The following is a 17,685-nucleotide window of genomic DNA, read 5'->3' as shown; positions in this document are numbered from 1 at the left end:
GGGGGAGATTCAGTCACAACTGGGGATCGACGGGGTCGAGGTGCGCTTATCCGACTCGCGCGACTACTCTCCGCTAAGAATCGGCCCGGTCCGGTTCAGCTCAGGCGCTCGATGACCATGGCCATGCCCTGGCCGCCGCCTACGCACATCGTCTCCAGACCGAACTGCTTGTCGTGGAACTGGAGGCTGTTGATCAGCGTGCCGGTGATCCGCGCGCCGGTCATGCCGAAGGGGTGGCCGACGGCGATGGCGCCGCCGTTGACGTTCAGCTTCTCCAGCGGGACGCCGAGGTCCCGGTAGGACGGGATGACCTGGGCGGCGAACGCCTCGTTGATCTCGACCAGATCGATGTCGTCGATGGTCAGCCCGGCGCGGGAGAGCGCCTGGCGGGACGCCTCGACCGGGCCGTATCCCATGATCTCCGGCGACAGGCCGGTGACGCCGGTGGAGACGATCCGTGCCAGCGGGGTCAGACCCAGCTCGCGCGCCTTGGTGTCGGACATGATCACGAGCGCCGCCGCGCCGTCGTTGAGCGGGCAGCAGTTGCCGGCCGTCACCAGACCGTCGGGGCGGAAGACGGGCTTGAGGCCCTGGACGCCCTCCATCGTGACGCCCGCGCGCGGGCCGTCGTCCTTCGCCACGACCGTGCCGTCCGGGGTTGTCACGGGCGTGATCTCACGCTCCCAGAAGCCGTTCTTGATGGCTTCCTCGGCGAGGTTCTGGGACCGTACGCCGAACTCGTCCATGTCCTGGCGGGTGACGCCCTTGAGACGGGCGAGGTTCTCGGCGGTCTGGCCCATCGCGATATAGGCGTCCGGCACCAGGCCGTCCTCGCGGGGGTCGTGCCACCCGGCACCGGTGCTCTGCGCGACCTCGGCGGTGCGGGCCTCGGCGTCTACGAAGAGCGGGTTGTGCGTGCCCGGCATGCCGTCCGAGGAGCCGTTCACCGAGCGCGAGACCATCTCGACCCCGGCCGAGATGAAGACATCGCCCTCGCCCGCCTTGATGGCGTGCAGCGCCATCCGGGAGGTCTGGAGGGACGAGGAGCAGTAGCGGGTGATGGTGCAGCCGGGGAGGTGGTCCATGCCCAGCTGTACGGCGACGATCCGGCCGAGGTTGTGGCCCTGCTCGCCGCCGGGCAGGCCGCAGCCGAGCATCAGGTCGTCGATGTCGCGCGGGTCGAGCTCGGGGACCTTGGCGAGCGCGGCCTCGATGATCGTGGCGGTCAGGTCGTCGGGCCGCAGTTCCTTCAGCGAGCCCTTGAAGGCCCGGCCGATGGGGGAACGGGCGGCAGAGACGATCACGGCTTCGGGCATCACGGCTCCATGGGGACGGGAAGTTGACGGGTGAGGGCTGACGGTGGGACAGGGGGTGGGAGAGGCGGGTCTGTCCGGGGTCTGTCCGGGATCTGTCTGGGAAGTTACCCGCACGTAGTGCCGGGGGCACCGCGCGGGGCATGTGATGCGGACCTCTTTTCCAAGCGCTTGCTCAGGCGACCGTCGACCGGAATCGGGGCCAGGGCCAGGGCCAGGGTCGGGGTCGGGATCGGGCCAGGACTCGGTGTCATGCCTCCCAGCCCACCTGCCGGGTCTCCTCGGCGTCCGGAGGCACGTCCGGCCGGTCCGCCTCCGGTGGGACGGCCCCCGCCGGGGTCGCCTCGGCCGCTGTCGGCAGGTGACGGCGGCGGCGGTGCTTCAGCAGGGCCCAGGGGGCACGGGCGCCGGCGACCTCGGTGCCCGCCTGGGACGCCGCCGCCGAGGCCGCCTTCGCCACCGGCAGCATGTCCTCGTCGCGGGTCGCGTCGAGGCGATCCGTCTCGGGCCACAGATTGAGCACCGCGCAGAGCGTGGGCAGGACGGCCATCGCGGCCGTCGCGTACCCCTCGGCGGAGGGGTGGTAGTTGTCCGGGCCGAACAGCTCCCGCGGATTCGCCGCGAACTCCGGGCCCAGCAGATCGCCCAGCGAGACCGTACGGGCCCCCTGCTCGACCGCCACGATCGTCTGGGCGGCGGCCAGCTGCCGGCTCACCCGGCGCGCCAGCCAGCGCAGCGGCTGGTACACCGGCTCGATCGTGCCGAGATCCGGGCAGGTGCCGACGACCACCTCCGCCCCGGCCGTACGCAGCCGCCGTACCGCCGCCGCCAGACACCGCACCGACTGGGTCGCGGGCAGCCGGTGCGTGACGTCGTTCGCGCCGATCATGATCACGCAGACGTCCGGGACCCGGGCCGTGTCCGACAGCAGCAGGGTCACCTGCCGGTCCAGATCGTCCGACCTCGCCCCGGGCAGCGCCACATTCCACAGATCCACGGGGCGCTCGGCGACCGCGGCGAGCCCCGAGGCCAGCAGCGCCCCCGGAGTCTGCCCCGCCCGCCGTACGCCCTGTCCCGCGGCCGTGGAATCGCCGAGCATGCCCATGCGCAGCGGCTCCGTGTTCCCGAAGGCCAGTCCGTACCATCCGTCGCCGCTGGGCGGTACGGGAGCGATCCCGCCGCCCACCGACCGCTTCGCCAACTGGACCTCCGCCAGCAGCACTCCCACGCCCGCCGCTCCCAGCAGGCCGATGCTGCCGCCGCCGTAGGCCGCACCAGCGGCGATCCGCCGCGCCACCCTCGCCCTCGACACAGTCCGAGCCACCTCCTCCAAGCCGCCTTACGCACGAGTATGTGTGCGCACACCAGCTAACTGCCCCGTAAGGACTGTCGCCCAATCTCACGCGTGTGCGCATACGCTGGCCGGACCATCACGGAGACCCCGGAGACAACGGTGCAATTCCACGACTCGATGATCAGTCTGGTTGGCAATACCCCGCTGCTGAAGCTGACCAGCGTGACCGAAGGCATTCAGGCGACAGTCCTGGCCAAGGTCGAATACTTCAACCCCGGCGGTTCGGTGAAGGACCGCATCGCCCTGCGCATGATCGAGGCCGCCGAGGAGAGCGGGGAGCTCAAGCCCGGCGGCACGATCGTCGAACCGACGAGCGGCAACACCGGCGTCGGTCTCGCCATCGTGGCCCAGCGCAAGGGCTACAAGTGCGTTTTCGTCTGCCCGGACAAGGTCTCCACGGACAAGATCAATGTGCTCCGGGCCTATGGCGCCGAGGTCGTCGTCTGCCCGACGGCCGTCGATCCCGAGCACCCCGACTCGTACTACAACGTCTCGGACCGGCTGGTCCGTGAGACGCCGGGGGCCTGGAAGCCGGACCAGTACAGCAACCCGAACAACCCGCGCTCGCACTACGAGACGACCGGTCCCGAGCTGTGGAAGCAGACGGACGGGAAGATCACCCACTTCGTCGCGGGCGTCGGCACGGGCGGCACCATCTCCGGGACCGGCCGCTTCCTCAAGGAGGCCAGCGACGGGAGGGTGCGGATCGTGGGCGCCGACCCGGTGGGGTCGGTCTACTCGGGCGGGTCCGGCCGGCCCTATCTGGTCGAGGGCGTCGGCGAGGACTTCTGGCCGACGGCGTACGACCGTACGGTCACGGACGAGATCGTCGCCGTGTCCGACAAGGACTCCTTCCAGATGACCCGGCGCCTCGCCAAGGAGGAGGGCCTGCTCGTCGGCGGCTCCTGCGGCATGGCGGTGGTGGCGGCGCTGAAGGTCGCCGAGGGGCTCGGCCCGGACGATGTCGTGGTCGTCCTGCTGCCGGACAGCGGCCGGGGCTATCTCAGCAAGATCTTCAACGACGAGTGGATGAACGACTACGGCTTCCTGGAGCAGGGCGGCGACGCGGCGAGCGTCGGGGACGTCCTGCGGCACAAGGAGGGCGCCATCCCGACACTCGTCCATATGCACCCGGAGGAGACGGTCGGCGAGGCCATCGAGGTCCTGCGGGAGTACGGCGTCTCGCAGATGCCGATCGTCAAGCCGGGCGCCGGCCACCCGGACGTGATGGCCGCGGAGGTCATCGGTTCGGTCGTGGAGCGGGAGCTGCTGGACGCGCTCTTCACCCGGCGCGCCTCGCTCGGTGACCCGCTGGAGAAGCACATGTCCTCCCCGCTACCGCAGGTGGGCTCCGGTGAGCCGGTGGCCGATCTGATGGCGGCGCTGAGTGGTTCGAACGGCTCCGACGCCGCGATCGTGCTGGTGGAGGGCAAGCCGACAGGGGTCGTGAGCAGGCAGGATCTGCTGGCGTATCTCTCGAAGGACGTGAAGTAGCGGCGGGGACCACCCGGCGGAGCCGCGAAGGCGCGGGTTCGTGAAAGTGGTACGAGCGCGACACGTCAGCGCAGCACCGGCTTAACACGCGTCCGGCACATTGGTGGTTGTCGGCGTCAAGGACCTCCGGAGCGGCTCCCGGACCTCCATGGACGCCTGGACACGAGGCCGGCCCTGACCCGGAACGTGTCCCTCGCGGGGACCGCCGTCGTCCCGCCCCCCGGTAACGGGGGTGCGGCGGTCCCCGCGACTACTTCTTTCGCGTGGTCTTTCGGCCCGCGGGGACCGTCGGCCGCGGGGCGCGGGGAGTGCCGCCCGGTGCCGGTCATTCCTCCCAGTCGGAGGCTTCGCGCCGGTTGCGGTCGGCCCAGGGCCAGCCGCGGGCGGCATGCACCGCGTTCACCGCGACGATGCCCAGCCAGCAGACGACCAGCCCCTTGAAGCCGGTGTTCACGGCGGCTATCGCGGTCAGCGGAATGGCGAGGACCAGCGAGACGACGCCGAATCCGAAGCGCTCGCCGAACCCCGACGCGGGGCTCGGTGAGCGGGGACCGCCGCCACGGGCGGCCACCATCTGCTGCTCGGCGAGCCGCCGCCGGACATGACGGTCGGTCATCCCGTCCATGCGCTGCTCCACCTTTTCGAGGAACGATTCGATCAGTGCGGGCTCGTAGTCCGCCCCCAGCTCATTACGGGCCTGAAGGGTGGCGTCGAGCTCCTTCTTGAGCTCAGGGTCGCGGGCTTCCATACGGCCACGGTACGAAGCGGGACGTCCTCACGCATGGGGGCTAGCCCCCGTTTTTCCCTGAGGAATTCCTCAGGCCGTGGTCCGCCGCCCAGGTGTTCGCGACATCCTCCGGGTCCTTCTTGTCCTTGTCCACCTGGCGGTTGAGCTCCGTCAGGGCCTCGGTCGTCAGGGCGTTGCCCAGCCGCGCCAGCGCCTTGCGCACGGTGGAGTCGGCCTTGCGGTCGGCGATCAGCGGGACGATGTGCTGGCCGGGGACGAGGTTCTTGGGGTCGGCGAGGACCACCCAGCCCTCGGCGGCGATGTCCGTGTCCGTGGTGAAGAGATTGGCGACATCCACATCGCCCTTCTTCAACGCGCCCTTGACCAGCGGTCCCGAGGAGTCCAGCGACTTGAACTCCTTGAACTCCACGCCGTACACGTCCTTGAGCCCGACGACCCCGACGACCCGCTTCTTCACCTCGGGCGCCGCGCCGATGACGAGCTTGCCGTTCTGCTTCGTCAGATCCGCCAGTGTCCTGAGGCCGAATCTGTCGGCGGTCTCGCGGGTGACGGCGAAGGCGTCGGAGTCCTCGGCCTTCCCGTACGGGAGGATCTGGAGGCCGGCGGGGAGGACGACGGCGAGGGCGTTCTGCATCTCGCCCTCCTCCGTGGCGGTCGCCTTGGGGTCCAGGTAGTGCAGCAGCGCGCCCTGGTACTCGGGGAGCAGATCGATGTCGCCGCCCTTGAGCGCGGGGATGAGGATCTCGCGGGTGCCGAGGTTGGGACGGACCTTCGTCTTCACCCCGGCGGCGCCGAGCGCGGCCGCGTAGAGGTAACCGAGGATCTGGTTCTCGGTGAAGTTGGCGGTGCCGATGATGATGCCGTCCGCGCTGGAGCCGCCGCCGCTCCCGCCGCCGCTGCCCTGGCCGTCGAGGGAGGTGATCCCGCTGCTGCACGCGGCGAGCGCGGGGACGGAGGCCGCGGCGAACAGCCCGCCGAGGACCTTCCGGCGATTGATCGGTGAGTTCGTGTGCGGGGTCATGGGTGAGTTCGAGGTCACGGGAGTGGTCTCCTAGGCGGCGGTGCGGTGGCGGAAGAGGACGCGCTGAAGCCCTGACAGCGCCAGATCGAGGACCACGGCGACGACCGCGACCAGCACGGCTCCGCCCAGTACCTGGACCAGGTCGCGCTGGGCCAGGCCGTCGAAGACGTACCGGCCGAGCCCGCCGAAACTGACGTACGCGGCGATGGTCGCCGTCGCCACCACCTGGATCAGCGCGAGCCGCAGCCCGGTCATGATCAGCGGCAGCGCGAGCGGGATCTCGACCTGGAGGAGCACCTGACGGCCGCGCATGCCCTGGCCCCTGGCCGCGTCCTTCACCTCCGGGTCGACCGCGGTCATCCCCGCGTACGTATTGGTCACGATGGAGGGGATGGCGAGGGCCACCAGCGCCACGTACACCGGAGTCATGGACAGCCCGCTGGCCAGGAAGACCAGCACGACGAGCCCGACCGTGGGCAGGGCCCGGCCGAACGAGGCGAGGTTGATGGCGAGGAACGCGCCCCGGCCGGTGTGCCCGATGAGCAGCCCGACGGGCAGCGCGATCACCGCGGCGATGAGGGTCGCGATCAGCGAGTACTGGAGGTGCTCGGCGAGGCGGTGACCGATGCCGTCCGGGCCCGTCCACTGCTCGCTCGACACCAGCCAGGAGCCGAGGTCCTTGAAGAGTTCGTACATGTCAGGCCTTCCCGCTCTTCGGGTGCCGCTGTCTCGTCCAGGGGGTGAGCACGTACTGCACGGCCACCAGCAGGGCGTCCGCGACCAGTGCGAGCAGCAGGGTCAGAACGACGCCGACGACCACCGGGGTGGGGAAATCGCGCTGGAAGCCGTCGGTGAAGAGCTGGCCGAGGCCGCCGTCGCCGATATAGGTCGCGACGCTGACCAGCGAGATGGACATGACGGTGGCGATCCGTACGCCCGCCATGATCACGGGGAGCGCGAGGGGCAGTTCGACGGTGAGGAGCGTACGCAGCGGGCGCGTGCCCATGGCGACGGCGGCCTCACGCGCCTTGGCCGGGACGGAGTCCAGCCCCTCGACGGTGTTCCGCAGCAGGACGACCAGCGTGTAGATCGTCAGGCCGATGACGGTGGTGGTCCTGGTCAGCCCGGAGACGGGCAGCAGCAGGACGAAGACCGCGATGGACGGGATCGTGAACAGGACGTTGGAGAGCCCGAGGAGGAAGCCGCGCAGCGGCCGGACGCGATGGGCGAGGACCGCCAGCGGGAGCGAGATCAGCAGGCCGAGGAGCACGGCGGTCAGGGCGGCCTGGAGATGGGAGAGGGTGAGGGTGGTGAGATCGCCCGCGTGGTCGGATATCCACGCCCACTCGATGGTCATTCGGTCCCGCCCGGGGTCTTCGACAGGGCGGTGGTGCCGGAGTCGGCGGTGGTCTCGGAGGGGGCGGTGGTCTCGGAGGGGGCGGTGGTCCCGGAGTCGGCGGTGGTGCCGGAGTCGGCGGTGGTCTCGGAGGGGGCGGTGGTCTCCGAGTCGGCGGTGGTCTCCGACCGGGCCGTTGCCCCGGTGAGGTGCACGGCCGCCCGCGCCGCCTCCTGGTGCCTGCGGCCCGCGTGCTCGTGGATCGCCTCGCGCGAGGTGACCCCGGTCAGCACCCCGTCGGCGTCGACCCGGGCTATCAGACCGGCCGGGGACGCGATCGACTCGTTCACCGCGGCGAGCAGGGAGTCGGTGTCGCGCAGCGGCCGTACGGGCGTGAGCGGGGCGGCGGGAGAGGCGGCGTCCCTGGCGTACGGGTCGAGCCAGCCCAGCGGCTCGTTCCTCGCGGAGACGACCAGATGGGGTCCCGAACCGGCCGGGGGCACCGGCGCGTCCTCCCGTACCGTCGTGGCCCGCTGGAGCGGGACCTCGGCGAGCGTCGTCAGCGAGAGCAGCTTCAGCTCGCGCTCCGCGCCGAGGAAGTCCGCGACGAAGTCGTCCGCCGGGCGGGCCAGCAGCTCGGCGGGGGCGGCGCACTGCACGAGGTGGCCGCCGGTCCGGAAGACGGCGATCCGGTCGCCGAGCCGTACCGCCTCGTCGATGTCGTGGGTGACGAACGCGATGGTCTTGTTCAGCTCGCGCTGGAGGCGGATCAGCTCGTCCTGGAGCTGGGTCCGTACGACCGGGTCGACCGCGCCGAACGGCTCGTCCATCAGCAGCACCGGCGGATCGGCCGCCAGCGCCCTGGCCACCCCGACGCGCTGCTGCTGGCCGCCGGAGAGCTGGTGCGGGTAGCGCTTGCCCGCCTCGGCGGTCAGCCCGACCGTCTCCAGCAGCTCCGCGGCCCGCGCGCGGGCCTTCTTGCGGCCCCAGCCGAGCAGCAGCGGCACGGTCGCGATGTTGTCGAGAACCGTACGGTGTGGAAAGAGGCCCGACTGCTGGATCACGTAGCCGATACCGCGCCGCAGCTCGGCGGCGTCCTGTTCGAGCACGTCCCGGCCGCCGAGCCGGATGGTCCCGGACGTCGGGTCGACCATCCGGTTGATCATGCGGAGGGTGGTGGTCTTGCCGCAGCCCGAAGAGCCGACCAGGACGGTGATCCCGCCCTCCGGCATCTCCAGCGTGAGGTCGTGAACCGCCGTGGTGCCGTTGGGGAAGCGTTTGTTCACCGCGTCGAATTTGATCATCAGTCGTCCCTTGCCCCGCGTCCCTTGCCCGGCTGCATATAGTCATGCAGAGTTCTCGTTGTCTGAATAGATTGTCAATGCCCCCGGGTAAATCACTCGTTACGGATGGCCGCAGGGCAAGACATAGCGTCCGATAAGGAGGCGTTCGCGCATGATGTCGTCCCACATGATGGACCCGTCGGCCTCGCGCACCACCCCGAGCACGGCCATCGTCGTCCTGGACGGACAGAGCCTCCCGGTGATCGATGTCGTACGCCTGGCCGACGGCGCCGCTCGTCCGGTACCCGGAACCGACGCGATGAAGCGTGCCGAACAGAGCTGGCACGTCGCGCGCGAGCTGGCCGCCTCCGGCCGGGTCTACGGGCGCTCCACCGGCGTCGGCGCCAACCGCACCGAGGCCGTGCCCACCGAGGCCGCCGCCGACCACGGACTGCGGCTGCTGCGCAGCCACGCCGGCGCCATCGGCGACCCCCTGCCCGCCCGCGAGGTCCGCGCCATGCTCGCCGTACGGGCCAACCAACTCCTCGCCGGCGGCGCCGGACTGCGGCCGACCGTCATCACCGCCCTCTGCGAGGCGCTGGAGTCCGGCGCGTACCCCGTGGTGAACGAGTTCGGCTCGGTCGGCACGGGCGACATCGCCGCCCTCGCCCAGATGGGGCTGGCCCTCGCCGGTGAACATCCCTGGCAGGGCGGCCCGGCGCCCGACGCACAGTCCCTCGACAACAACGACGCCCTCGCCCTGATCAGCAGCAACGCCCTCACCCTCGGGCAGTCCGCGCTCGCCCTCCACGAACTGCGCCGGCTCACCGCCGCCACCGAACTGGTCGCCGCGCTCTCCCTGCTGGCCGTCGACGGCTCGTACGAGGCGTACGCGGAGCCCGTGCACGCCGCGCGCCCGCACCCCGGCTCGTACGCCGTCGCCGCGGACATGCGGGCCATCCTCGGCGCCCCCGAACGGCCGGGACCGCCCCTCGGCCGGATCCAGGACCCGTACGGCTTCCGCTGTGTCCCGCAGATCCACGGCCCGGCGCGTGACGCCGCCGACGCGCTGGAGAACGCCCTCGCCGTCGAGATCAACGCCGCCGCCGAGAACCCGCTGATCCGCCCCGGCACGGAGGCGGACCCGATCCCCGCCGCATACCACCACGGCGGGTTCTATCTGGCCCAGGTGGCGCTGGCGCTCGACCACTTCAGGCTCTCGCTCGTGCAGACGGCGCGGCTCTCCACCTCCCGGCTCTCCGCGCTCAACGAGCCCGCCTTCACGCGACTGCGGCCCTTCCTCGCCGACGCCGAGCCCGCGAGCTCCGGGGTGATGATCCTGGAGTACGCGGCCGGGGCGGCCCTCGGCGATCTGCGGGCGTTCTCCGCGCCGGCCTCGCTCGGGCACGCGGTACTGTCCCGTGGCGTGGAGGAACAGGCGAGCTTCGCCTCGCTCGCCGCACGTCAGACCCTGCGCCTGGGGAGTGCGTACCGGCTGGTCGTCGGCTGCGAACTGGTCGCCGCCGTACGGGCCCTGCGCCAGCGCGGACTGCGACCGGATCCCGGGCTTCCGGTCGGCAGGGCCTTCGAACTGGCCGAGACCGTACTCCAGGACGAGGCCGCCGACCGGCCGTTGACCGATGATGTGACAGCCGCCGCCGCGCTGCTCGACCGGTTCATGGACCTGGCCACGGATCTCGTGACCGGCCGGACCACGGTCGGCCCGACGATGGCCGCCCCGACCGAACCGACAAGAGGGATCGCATGAGCGACAGCCCTGCCGCCCGACTCCAACAGCTCTTCGAGGGCCACCGGCTGACCCCCACTCAGCGGCGCATCGCGCACAGCATGGTGCGGCGGCCCGCGGACGCGCCCTTCCTGTCGAGTGTCGAGCTGGCGGAGCTGGCGGGAGTCAGCCAGCCGTCCGTCACCCGCTTCGCGGTCGCGCTCGGCTTCGACGGCTACCCGGCGCTGCGCAGACATCTGCGCGATGTCGCGCCCGCCGGCCCGGAGGAGGGCGCGTCCGCGTACAACGAGTACCAGCAGGCCGTACGCGGCGAGATCGAGAACCTGCGCCAGCTGGCCGAACTGCTCGCCGATCCCGGCCCCGTCGAACAGGCCGGCCGACTGCTCGCCGCCTCCCGTCCCCTGCCGGTACTCGGCCTGCGCGCCGCCTCCTCACAGGCACGCGGCTTCGCCTACTTCGCGGCGAAGGTCCATCCGGACGTACGGCTGCTGGACGAGGGCGGCACGATGCTCGCCGACCGGATCGACGCGGCCGGCGCCGCGGGCGCCAGCACGCTGCTCTGCTTCGCGCTGCCACGCCATCCGAAGGAGGTCGTGGACGCGCTGGCGTACGCGCGGTCGACCGGGCTGACGGTCGTGACGGTCGCCGACTCGGCGTTCGCGCCGGTCGCCGTCCACAGCGACCTGCTGATCCCGGCGGCGGTCGGTACGGGTCTCGCCTTCGACACGGCGTGCGCGCCGATGCTGCTGGGGCGGGTGCTGCTGGAGGCGATGTGCGACGGGCTGCCGGACGCGCAGGCGCGGCTGGAGGAGTTCGACGCGCGGGCGGCGGTGCGGGGGCTGTTCGTGGAGTAAGGGAGTGGTCGTGGAGTCAGGGGAGTGGCCGAGAGGGCCGCGGGCGGTGGGACGAAAGTCACTCGCACATTGATCGCATAGAACTACGATATGGCGCATGAATATTCGTCATGTCTCCTTCGGTCACCCCGACGCCGTCAAGCTCAACGATCGCGTGCAGCTGGAGTACGCCGCGCGATACGGGGACGAGGGCGACGTCACGCCCCTCGACCCGACCATGTTCGAGCCTCCACAGGGCCTGTACCTGATCGTCTACGACGACCAGGACACCCCGGTCGCCACCGGTGGCTGGCGCGCTCAGGACGCGAACGACCAGGGGTACGCGGACGGTGACGCGGAGATCAAGCGCATGTACGTGGTCCCGGAGGCGCGCGGCCGTGGCCTCTCCCGGCGGGTGCTTGCCGCCCTGGAGGACGACGCCCGCGCGGCGGGCCGCGTCCGGATGGTCCTGGAGACCGGCACCAAACAGCCGGAGGCGATCTCCCTCTACATGTCCAGCGGCTACGAGCTCTGCGCCAAGTTCGGCCACTACCGCTTCGACGAGCTGAGCCGCTGCTACGCCAAGCCGCTGGCAGCCGTGGCCACCGTCCCCGCGCCCGCCTCCACTTCCGCCGGAAGCCTCACGCCGATGTCGTCGGCGTGATCCGCTTCTCGAACCAGTGATGGGCGTACGGCTCGTCATTGCAGGCGGCGACCTCCTTCAGACCGGCGCAGCCCATGGTCTCGCCGTGCGGCCGGGCGACCAGTGGCCGTGTCGGATCAGCCGCGCCAGACCGCGATGGTGAGGGAGGCTCCGACGGTCAGCACCGCGATGACGTAACCGACTTGCTGGGCGCGCGGGCTCATACCGTAACCGCCAGCCGTTCTTTGAGGCGCGCGCTGAGAAGCGGGGGTCCGACTGCGTCGAGCGAGATCCAACGCGCCTGGCCCAACTGCGTCAAGGTGCGCAGGAGGACCCCGGAACGGACTCGGAACAAGTACCGGAAGCCGTACCGCGTGCGCGGAACGTGTGCGCGGTGCGCGAGACGTCGATCGCGACCGGGCCTTCGGCCCCGGGTACGGGCCACAGGTCGAGAACCCCCGCGCACTCGGCCAGCACGCGCGTGGCGGTCTGACGGAGTGTGAGATCCGTGATCTCGGGAGCGCCCTCGGCGAAACCCCATCCGGCACCGTGCCGCAGGGTCAGCGCCCGCCCGCGTTCATTCACCAGAACGGCTCCGGACCTGATGACAGGGCAGCGACTCCTGTGGGGACAGGTCCCCTGGTGCGCGTGGTCGAGCATCGAGTCGAACAGCGGCATGAGGGCCCCGGTTTCGTCGGGATGACGGTGCAGGTAGCTGTTCAGCTCTTTGAAGACGGCCCGCTCGTCGACGGCCATGGTCAGCCCTTCGCGGTCGCGGTCGCGGTCGAGGTCGCGGTTGTTGCGGTCATCGTCCTGACGGCGGACGGTAAGTGAATCGAGCACCTGATGTCCTTGCCCGACGCGGTGAGCACGGTTTCCCAGTGCTCCGTCAGCCCATCGATCAGAACCAGCCCGCGCCCGTCCTCGGCACCGGCGGACACCTCGCGCCTGGCCGGTACGGCCATGAGGGCATCACTGACCGTGATGAGCAGGCGCGGTTCGACGGGGATGACGAGAAGGTCGCACCGGCCGCCGGCGTGCTTGTAGACGTTCGTCGCAGCTCTATGACGACGAGTACGGCGGTGTCGGAGACGGCCCCGTACCCCCACGAATCCAGGCAGGTGGCCAGGTCGCGGCGGATATGTCTCAGCTCCTCGGGCCGCACGGTGAGGCTGAGTCGCAGTTCCCGTTCGATACCGGCCACGTTCACCATGGCTCCTCCTGGGCGCTGCCATGCGGGCAGCACGGTGGACAACGGCGAGTCACCAAGTTGGTGCGCCGCGTTACGGAATGATGATGGCCGGTGAAGTGGTGCAGGGGCAAGATATTCCACAGGGTGTTTTTCTTGGGGGTGAACATGTCTCATACGGGCTGTGCGTCGAGTGGTGATCGCGTCACCATGTGGCCATGGCTCACAGCGATATGCCCACGATGCGCAGCAAGCGGCTCGGCAACGAGTTGAGGCGACTCCGTGTCGAACGGGATTACAAAGTCCAGGATGTCGCCGACAAATTGCAGTGCGGGCAGCCGAAGATCTCGCAGATCGAGAACGGCAAGCGCGGGATAAGGCCGCTGGATCTGACGGTCCTGCTGGAGTTCTACGGGATCGAGGACGAGGCGTACATCGCGAGCATCAAGCGGCTCGCCAAGGAGATCCACAAGGTCGACTGGTGGAGCAGCCAAGGCCCCTTGCTGCACGACACACTTCGGGACTACCTGACGCTCGAGGCCGACTCGGAGTTGGTCCGTGAGTACGACCCGTCGGTGATTCCCGGGCAGCTCCAGACCGAGGCGTACATGAGGGAGATCTTCGAGGCCCGTCACCCGGCGGAGAAGGTCGGTCCGCTTGTCGAAACCCGCATCAGGCGGAAGGAACTCCTCGACTCCCACCTGGACTTCCGGCTGCGTTCGATCATCGAGGCGCCCGTACTCCACCGCATCAGCAGGTCCAAGGCGCTGGTGCGGGAGCAGCTTGAGTATCTGCTCGAAATGAGTGGGCGGAACAACGTCAACATCCAGATTCTGCCGCTCGACGCGTCGATCCCGGCCGAGCAGTACGCGCCGTTCACCCTCTTCTCGCTCCGGGGCGAACCCTCCATCGACGTCGCATGGTTGGAGCACGTCACCGGTGGTACGTTGTTGGAACAGCGGACTGACGTTCAGGTGTACACGCGCGTGTGGGACGAGTTCACAGCCGCAGCCCTCTCGCCATCCGCGTCCGAGAAGTACATCCGGGATCTCATCTAGGGCAGTGGATCGTGACCTCCGACGAGTTCGATGGTGCGCGCTGGCACAAGAGCACATACAGCGGCAGTGACAACGGCTGCGTCGAGCGAGGCCAACTGCGTACCGGCCGTCAGGCTGTTCGTGACACCAAGGACCGTGCACGTGGCACCGTCGTCTTCGCGTCCGCGCCCTGGCAGACCTTCGTCAACGCCGTCCGCTCGGGCGTCCTGTCTCTCTGACGCCTGTTGAGGGATCGCGGTTTCCTCAAGCCGTAAGGTTGTCCGGTGAGGTCAAACGATGTCCCGTCAGGACGCGTCCAGCCAGGGGCCCTTCAGGACGGGCCGTGGGTGACGCGGATCTTGGACTGGCCGTGCGGCAGCTCCTCCCAGTCGGTCATGAAGCGGGCCGCCAGGCCGTGCTTCTCGGCCAGGGCGATCAGCGTCTCGGTGCGGTAGTAGAAGTCCTCCCGCAGGACTTGGTGCTCCGTGCCCTCGGTGCGGTCGAAGGTGAAGTCGAACCAGCCGCCCGGGGCCATCACCCGGCCGACATTGGCGAAGCACTCCTCGATGACCGTGAGCGGGGAGTGTGAGAAGACGCTGTGCGCGTGCACGACGTCGAAGTGCGCGTCGGGCAGGAAGCGCAGGGTCAGATCGCGGACCGGGGTCAGCGTCGGCAGCCGGTTCCGCAGTCCCTGGCGCACCATCGTGTCCTGCGCGGCGGCGAGGATGTCGGGGGAGATGTCGATGCCGTAATAGTGGCCGGGCTCCAGGTGTCTGATGAACCGCCAGCCCGCCCGCAGATTGCCACACCCGATCTCCAGCATCCGGTGCTCGGGGCGCAGACCGTGGCCGAGCAGATAGTCGAACTGCATCGCGCCCAACGCCAGCCACCGCTCATGGCTGCGGCTGCCGACCGCCGCGTCCGGGTCGGCGCGGGTGTCGGACCGCATCACCGCGCGGTAGTACGCGATGTGGTCCGGCCGGCGGTGCCGCAGCCACGCGTCGCGGGCGGCGCGGACCAGATGGCGCGGCACGCGGTCGGGGTGACGCAGCGCGTAGGAGATGCGGTGCCCGAGGGCGGCGCGGTTGACGGTGACGTTCTTGGTGGTCACAGGGACATTCCCTCCTCGTACGGTGCGGACGCGGCGGCGGGCTGTGCCGTCCCGCCTCGATGGTCTCGATACCAGCCTCGGTGCGCGGGCGCGTGTTGGACGCGGCTGACTGGCTCCCATACGGGACGGTTCGGGGACGCGGGTATCAGCTTGTCGTTCAACCCCATCAAGGGGTGACGTAGTCGCCCCGGCCGGAAGCAGCGACGTAAGCCCGTCGAACGGCTTCTCTGCCGCGCCCACCCCTGACGTGGAGGACGGCCGGCGCGAGGACGAACCAGGCGGTGAAGCACCCGGCGACAACCAAAGTCCGGCGAGAGCCCGAGAAACTGGCAATGGCCGCCAGGGCAATGTGGTGAGCGAATTCGACGAGATCCGATTGCGGCGCTTTAGCTGCCAATGCTATTAGCGTGGAATGCGACTAATTTCTGGCTGATGACACGGTGCGTGAAATCGGAGTTTTGCCCGCTAAGGTTTCTTCTGTTCAGTTGTCGAATTTCATGGCATGGAGGTAGTGGGTATGCGTTCGAATTCGAGGATGCGAGCGATCGGGATCACGGTCGCCGGCCTGTGTGCGGCAGGTGTCGCCGTGGCCGGTGGAATGGCGATCGCGGCCCCTGGGGGATCATCCCAGGCGCCTTACGCCCAGGCTGGAGCGCTGGTCAACGCCGACGGGACAATCGTGCACGCCAAGGACGTCGCGGCCGTGAGGAAGCCGGCGGGGCACACCTTCTGCGTCGAGATCAGTAACCCCGACGTGGACCTGTCCAGGGCCATCGTCGAGGCCACCCCGCGTGACGGCATCGGCACCACCCTTCGCGCCATCGCGGGCGGCTGCGCGAACGGAAAGGGCGTCCTGGTGGCCACATACGACGCCAACGGCGGCGGTAGGGCCTCAGGGTTCTACCTGGCCGTGCTCTGAGCTGACCGGGCCGCGCACCGAATGCCCCGGCCCGAGCGGACACCCCGGGCCGGGGCGGTGGTGGTCGCGAGCGGCTGCGGCTGCCTCAGATCGCTCATTCTCAGGAAATGCTCAGAGAACCTCATTAGTCTGCGCGCCACAACACAGGCTTGAGGAGGCGGATCGTGGGGCGCGGAGGGCAGTCTCTGGCACGGGTGGCCGTGATCGTACGGGCCGGTGCGGTCCCGCTCTGGTGGCTGGGGGTCCTCGCCACCGGGATCGGTGTCCTGCTCCCCGGACTGACCGGGCGCAGGATCGGCGGCTACACCGGAGCGGCGCTGTTCGTGGTGTGCGCGGCGGTGGTCGCGCTCGTACGGCGGCGCCGGTACACCGAGTGGGCGGACCGTGCCGAGCGGGCGGGGAAGTTCGACTTCCTCCAGGACCGCGCCGTGACGGTGAGGAACTGGCGCCGGGCGAACCGCTGGTGGCTGCTGGCCGCCTTCCTCGTCGCGGTGGGGAGTTCGTTCGCGCTGCCCGGTGCCGGGGGCCCGGCCCTGGCGGGTGTGGGCGTCGGGCTGTGGCTCAAGGCGGCCTGGCTGGGGCGCCGGGAGCGCCGGGACGACGTGCTGGTGTGGGTACGTACCGACTGGGTGAGCACCGGGCACCCCGTGGGCACGAAGGTCAAGGGCTACCGGACCACGGGGACCGCGGCCGGTGACGCCGTGCCCGGCGGGGCACGGCGTCGCCGCTGAACACCGGCGCGGTCGATCGGCGGCGCGGGCCGTGCGTGACGCGAGTGCCCGCGCGGGCCGCTCAGACCTCCAGCTCGGCTTCGATTCTCATCAGCTGGTGACGGGCCATCGCGAGGTTCGCCCGCGACTTGTCCAGCGCCAGATAGAGGAACAGACCGTTGTTGCCACGCCCCTTGAGCAGCCGTATCAGGTGGTACTGGTTGCCGAGGGTGATCAGGATGTCCTCGATCTCGTCCTTCATGCCGAGCAGTTCCATGGCGCGGACCTTGGCCCGGACCACATCGGTGTTGCCGGCCGCGGCCACCGTCAGATCGAGGTCCTTGCCGCCGCCGACCGTGCCGAGGGCCATGCCGCTGGAGTAGTCGACGAGGGCGGCTCCCAGGGCGCCGTCGATGACGGTGGTGGCCTGCTTGAGGGCGGCTTCGGTGTTGGCCATGGATGTCGCACTTCCTTTCCGTCCGGTGCGGGCGGTCCGGGAGGTCCCCGGGGCCCGGGTAACGCGTGTTCCGCGTGGGGTGGGGGCTGTCATGGGTCAGGCGTTCTCCAGCCGTTCCAGGGCCTCGTCGACCAGTTCGCCGATCCGGGTGCTGGACCGCCGGGCCTCCAGATGGAGCCGGCCCACATTGATCCGGGGCTCCGCCAGGAGCGTCAGCACCGCCGAGGCGCCCGCCGCGTACGTCGCGACGTACCCCAGTTCGCCCCGGATCAGCAGCTCCCGGAATCCGTGTCCGTGAGGCGCAGGGCGACGCCCAGCGCGGCGGCGGTGAGCGCGGCCACCCCCTCCGCCTCGACCTCGGCCGTGTCCTGGGCCAGCACCAGACCGTCGGTACTGGCCGCGAGCGCGCCGGTGAGCTGCGGGAGGCGGGCCCGCAGGCGCCTCAGCTCGGCCAGTACCTCGGCTTCCGCCGTCATCAGCTGTCTCCTCT

Annotated in this window: 18 protein-coding genes and 1 pseudogene; 8 read left to right on the top strand and 11 right to left on the bottom strand. The window is 69.9% G+C overall.

Annotated elements, in window-relative coordinates:
* Positions 1-95: 95 nt before the first annotated feature.
* A complete protein-coding gene (locus ACIRQP_RS29855) occupies positions 96-1,316 on the bottom strand; it encodes an acetyl-CoA C-acetyltransferase (protein WP_403895149.1) in 1,221 nt (406 codons plus the stop codon).
* Positions 1,317-1,563: 247 nt separating this feature from the next.
* Complete coding sequence (locus ACIRQP_RS29850) at positions 1,564-2,610, bottom strand: SGNH/GDSL hydrolase family protein (protein ID WP_403895291.1); 1,047 nt, start codon at positions 2,608-2,610, stop codon at positions 1,564-1,566.
* A 156-nt stretch (positions 2,611-2,766) separates the two neighbouring features.
* Between ACIRQP_RS29850 and ACIRQP_RS29845 the strand changes: the two genes are divergently transcribed.
* Complete coding sequence (locus ACIRQP_RS29845; RefSeq protein ID WP_403895289.1) at positions 2,767-4,161, top strand: cystathionine beta-synthase; 1,395 nt, start codon at positions 2,767-2,769, stop codon at positions 4,159-4,161.
* 325 nt (positions 4,162-4,486) lie between these two features.
* On the opposite strand, the gene ACIRQP_RS29840 is transcribed toward ACIRQP_RS29845, so the two are convergent.
* The 5 genes from ACIRQP_RS29840 to ACIRQP_RS29820 are packed head-to-tail and all read right to left on the bottom strand — an operon-like array spanning position 4,487 to position 8,570.
* Positions 4,487-4,909: a hypothetical protein gene (locus tag ACIRQP_RS29840; RefSeq protein WP_403895146.1), complete on the bottom strand. Its 423-nt coding sequence runs from the start codon at positions 4,907-4,909 to the stop codon at positions 4,487-4,489.
* 40 nt (positions 4,910-4,949) lie between these two features.
* On the bottom strand, positions 4,950-5,906 hold the full coding sequence (locus ACIRQP_RS29835) for an ABC transporter substrate-binding protein (protein ID WP_403895287.1): 957 nt from the start codon (positions 5,904-5,906) through the stop codon (positions 4,950-4,952).
* A gap of 54 nt (positions 5,907-5,960) precedes the next feature.
* Positions 5,961-6,626, bottom strand: coding sequence for an ABC transporter permease (locus tag ACIRQP_RS29830; protein ID WP_403895143.1), 666 nt, complete (start codon positions 6,624-6,626; stop codon positions 5,961-5,963).
* Between the two features lies 1 nt (position 6,627).
* Positions 6,628-7,287: an ABC transporter permease gene (locus ACIRQP_RS29825; protein WP_403895141.1), complete on the bottom strand. Its 660-nt coding sequence runs from the start codon at positions 7,285-7,287 to the stop codon at positions 6,628-6,630.
* Positions 7,284-8,570 (bottom strand): ATP-binding cassette domain-containing protein, encoded by a 1,287-nt coding sequence (locus ACIRQP_RS29820; RefSeq protein WP_403895138.1) that lies wholly within the window; start codon positions 8,568-8,570, stop codon positions 7,284-7,286. Before ACIRQP_RS29820 ends, ACIRQP_RS29825 begins: the two co-directional genes overlap by 4 nt.
* A gap of 154 nt (positions 8,571-8,724) precedes the next feature.
* Here ACIRQP_RS29820 and ACIRQP_RS29815 point away from each other — a divergent pair, with 154 nt between their 5' ends.
* The 3 genes from ACIRQP_RS29815 (at position 8,725) to ACIRQP_RS29805 (ending at position 11,793) form a co-directional block, all read left to right on the top strand.
* Positions 8,725-10,317 carry an aromatic amino acid ammonia-lyase gene (locus tag ACIRQP_RS29815; protein ID WP_403895284.1) on the top strand — a complete coding sequence of 531 codons (1,593 nt, stop codon included), beginning with the start codon at positions 8,725-8,727 and terminating at the stop codon, positions 10,315-10,317.
* A complete protein-coding gene (locus ACIRQP_RS29810) occupies positions 10,314-11,150 on the top strand; it encodes a MurR/RpiR family transcriptional regulator (protein ID WP_403895136.1) in 837 nt (278 codons plus the stop codon). The genes ACIRQP_RS29815 and ACIRQP_RS29810 overlap by 4 nt, the downstream gene beginning before the upstream one ends.
* 97 nt (positions 11,151-11,247) lie before the next feature.
* Positions 11,248-11,793 (top strand): GNAT family N-acetyltransferase, encoded by a 546-nt coding sequence (locus tag ACIRQP_RS29805; protein WP_403895133.1) that lies wholly within the window; start codon positions 11,248-11,250, stop codon positions 11,791-11,793.
* 294 nt (positions 11,794-12,087) lie between these two features.
* Here the strand turns inward: ACIRQP_RS29805 and ACIRQP_RS29800 are convergent, their stop codons facing one another.
* A complete protein-coding gene (locus ACIRQP_RS29800; RefSeq protein ID WP_403895131.1) occupies positions 12,088-12,615 on the bottom strand; it encodes an NUDIX hydrolase in 528 nt (175 codons plus the stop codon).
* 564 nt (positions 12,616-13,179) lie between these two features.
* On the opposite strand from ACIRQP_RS29800, the gene ACIRQP_RS29795 reads away from it, so the two are divergent.
* On the top strand, positions 13,180-14,019 hold the full coding sequence (locus ACIRQP_RS29795) for a helix-turn-helix domain-containing protein (RefSeq protein WP_403895128.1): 840 nt from the start codon (positions 13,180-13,182) through the stop codon (positions 14,017-14,019).
* Positions 14,020-14,030: 11 nt separating this feature from the next.
* The gene (locus tag ACIRQP_RS29790) at positions 14,031-14,237 is read left to right on the top strand and encodes a DUF397 domain-containing protein (RefSeq protein WP_403895125.1); all 207 of its coding nucleotides are present in this window, start codon (positions 14,031-14,033) and stop codon (positions 14,235-14,237) included.
* A 92-nt stretch (positions 14,238-14,329) separates the two neighbouring features.
* On the opposite strand, the gene ACIRQP_RS29785 is transcribed toward ACIRQP_RS29790, so the two are convergent.
* Positions 14,330-15,109, bottom strand: a complete 780-nt coding sequence (locus ACIRQP_RS29785; protein WP_403895122.1) for a class I SAM-dependent methyltransferase — start codon at positions 15,107-15,109, stop codon at positions 14,330-14,332.
* A 535-nt stretch (positions 15,110-15,644) separates the two neighbouring features.
* Between ACIRQP_RS29785 and ACIRQP_RS29780 the strand changes: the two genes are divergently transcribed.
* Both ACIRQP_RS29780 and ACIRQP_RS29775 read left to right on the top strand, forming a co-directional pair.
* Positions 15,645-16,028, top strand: a complete 384-nt coding sequence (locus ACIRQP_RS29780) for a hypothetical protein (RefSeq protein WP_403895119.1) — start codon at positions 15,645-15,647, stop codon at positions 16,026-16,028.
* Between the two features lie 164 nt (positions 16,029-16,192).
* Positions 16,193-16,759 (top strand): hypothetical protein, encoded by a 567-nt coding sequence (locus ACIRQP_RS29775; RefSeq protein ID WP_403895116.1) that lies wholly within the window; start codon positions 16,193-16,195, stop codon positions 16,757-16,759.
* Between the two features lie 61 nt (positions 16,760-16,820).
* Here ACIRQP_RS29775 and ACIRQP_RS29770 read toward each other — a convergent pair whose 3' ends face one another.
* Together ACIRQP_RS29770 and ACIRQP_RS29765 are read right to left on the bottom strand one after the other, a co-directional pair.
* Positions 16,821-17,195, bottom strand: coding sequence for a hypothetical protein (locus ACIRQP_RS29770; protein WP_403895113.1), 375 nt, complete (start codon positions 17,193-17,195; stop codon positions 16,821-16,823).
* A gap of 96 nt (positions 17,196-17,291) precedes the next feature.
* A pseudogene (locus tag ACIRQP_RS29765) lies at positions 17,292-17,671 on the bottom strand (roadblock/LC7 domain-containing protein).
* Between the last annotated feature and the right edge of the window lie 14 nt (positions 17,672-17,685).

Origin of the sequence: Streptomyces sp. NPDC102274 (assembly GCF_044766385.1) — a bacterium.
In the GTDB taxonomy this organism is placed as follows: domain Bacteria; phylum Actinomycetota; class Actinomycetes; order Streptomycetales; family Streptomycetaceae; genus Streptomyces.
This window is presented reverse-complemented; position numbering and strand designations above follow the sequence as displayed.

What these genes read in the sequence shown, in the direction of transcription:
- ACIRQP_RS29855 (WP_403895149.1), bottom strand. Translation starts at nt 1,316, where the DNA reads ATGCCCGAAGCCGTGATCGTCTCTGCCGCCCGTTCCCCCATCGGCCGG.
- ACIRQP_RS29840 (WP_403895146.1), bottom strand. Translation starts at nt 4,909, where the DNA reads ATGGAAGCCCGCGACCCTGAGCTCAAGAAGGAGCTCGACGCCACCCTT.
- ACIRQP_RS29830 (WP_403895143.1), bottom strand. Translation starts at nt 6,626, where the DNA reads ATGTACGAACTCTTCAAGGACCTCGGCTCCTGGCTGGTGTCGAGCGAG.
- ACIRQP_RS29825 (WP_403895141.1), bottom strand. Translation starts at nt 7,287, where the DNA reads ATGACCATCGAGTGGGCGTGGATATCCGACCACGCGGGCGATCTCACC.
- ACIRQP_RS29820 (WP_403895138.1), bottom strand. Translation starts at nt 8,570, where the DNA reads ATGATCAAATTCGACGCGGTGAACAAACGCTTCCCCAACGGCACCACG.
- ACIRQP_RS29815 (WP_403895284.1), top strand. Translation starts at nt 8,725, where the DNA reads ATGTCGTCCCACATGATGGACCCGTCGGCCTCGCGCACCACCCCGAGC.
- ACIRQP_RS29810 (WP_403895136.1), top strand. Translation starts at nt 10,314, where the DNA reads ATGAGCGACAGCCCTGCCGCCCGACTCCAACAGCTCTTCGAGGGCCAC.
- ACIRQP_RS29805 (WP_403895133.1), top strand. Translation starts at nt 11,248, where the DNA reads ATGAATATTCGTCATGTCTCCTTCGGTCACCCCGACGCCGTCAAGCTC.
- ACIRQP_RS29795 (WP_403895128.1), top strand. Translation starts at nt 13,180, where the DNA reads ATGGCTCACAGCGATATGCCCACGATGCGCAGCAAGCGGCTCGGCAAC.
- ACIRQP_RS29780 (WP_403895119.1), top strand. Translation starts at nt 15,645, where the DNA reads ATGCGAGCGATCGGGATCACGGTCGCCGGCCTGTGTGCGGCAGGTGTC.
- ACIRQP_RS29770 (WP_403895113.1), bottom strand. Translation starts at nt 17,195, where the DNA reads ATGGCCAACACCGAAGCCGCCCTCAAGCAGGCCACCACCGTCATCGAC.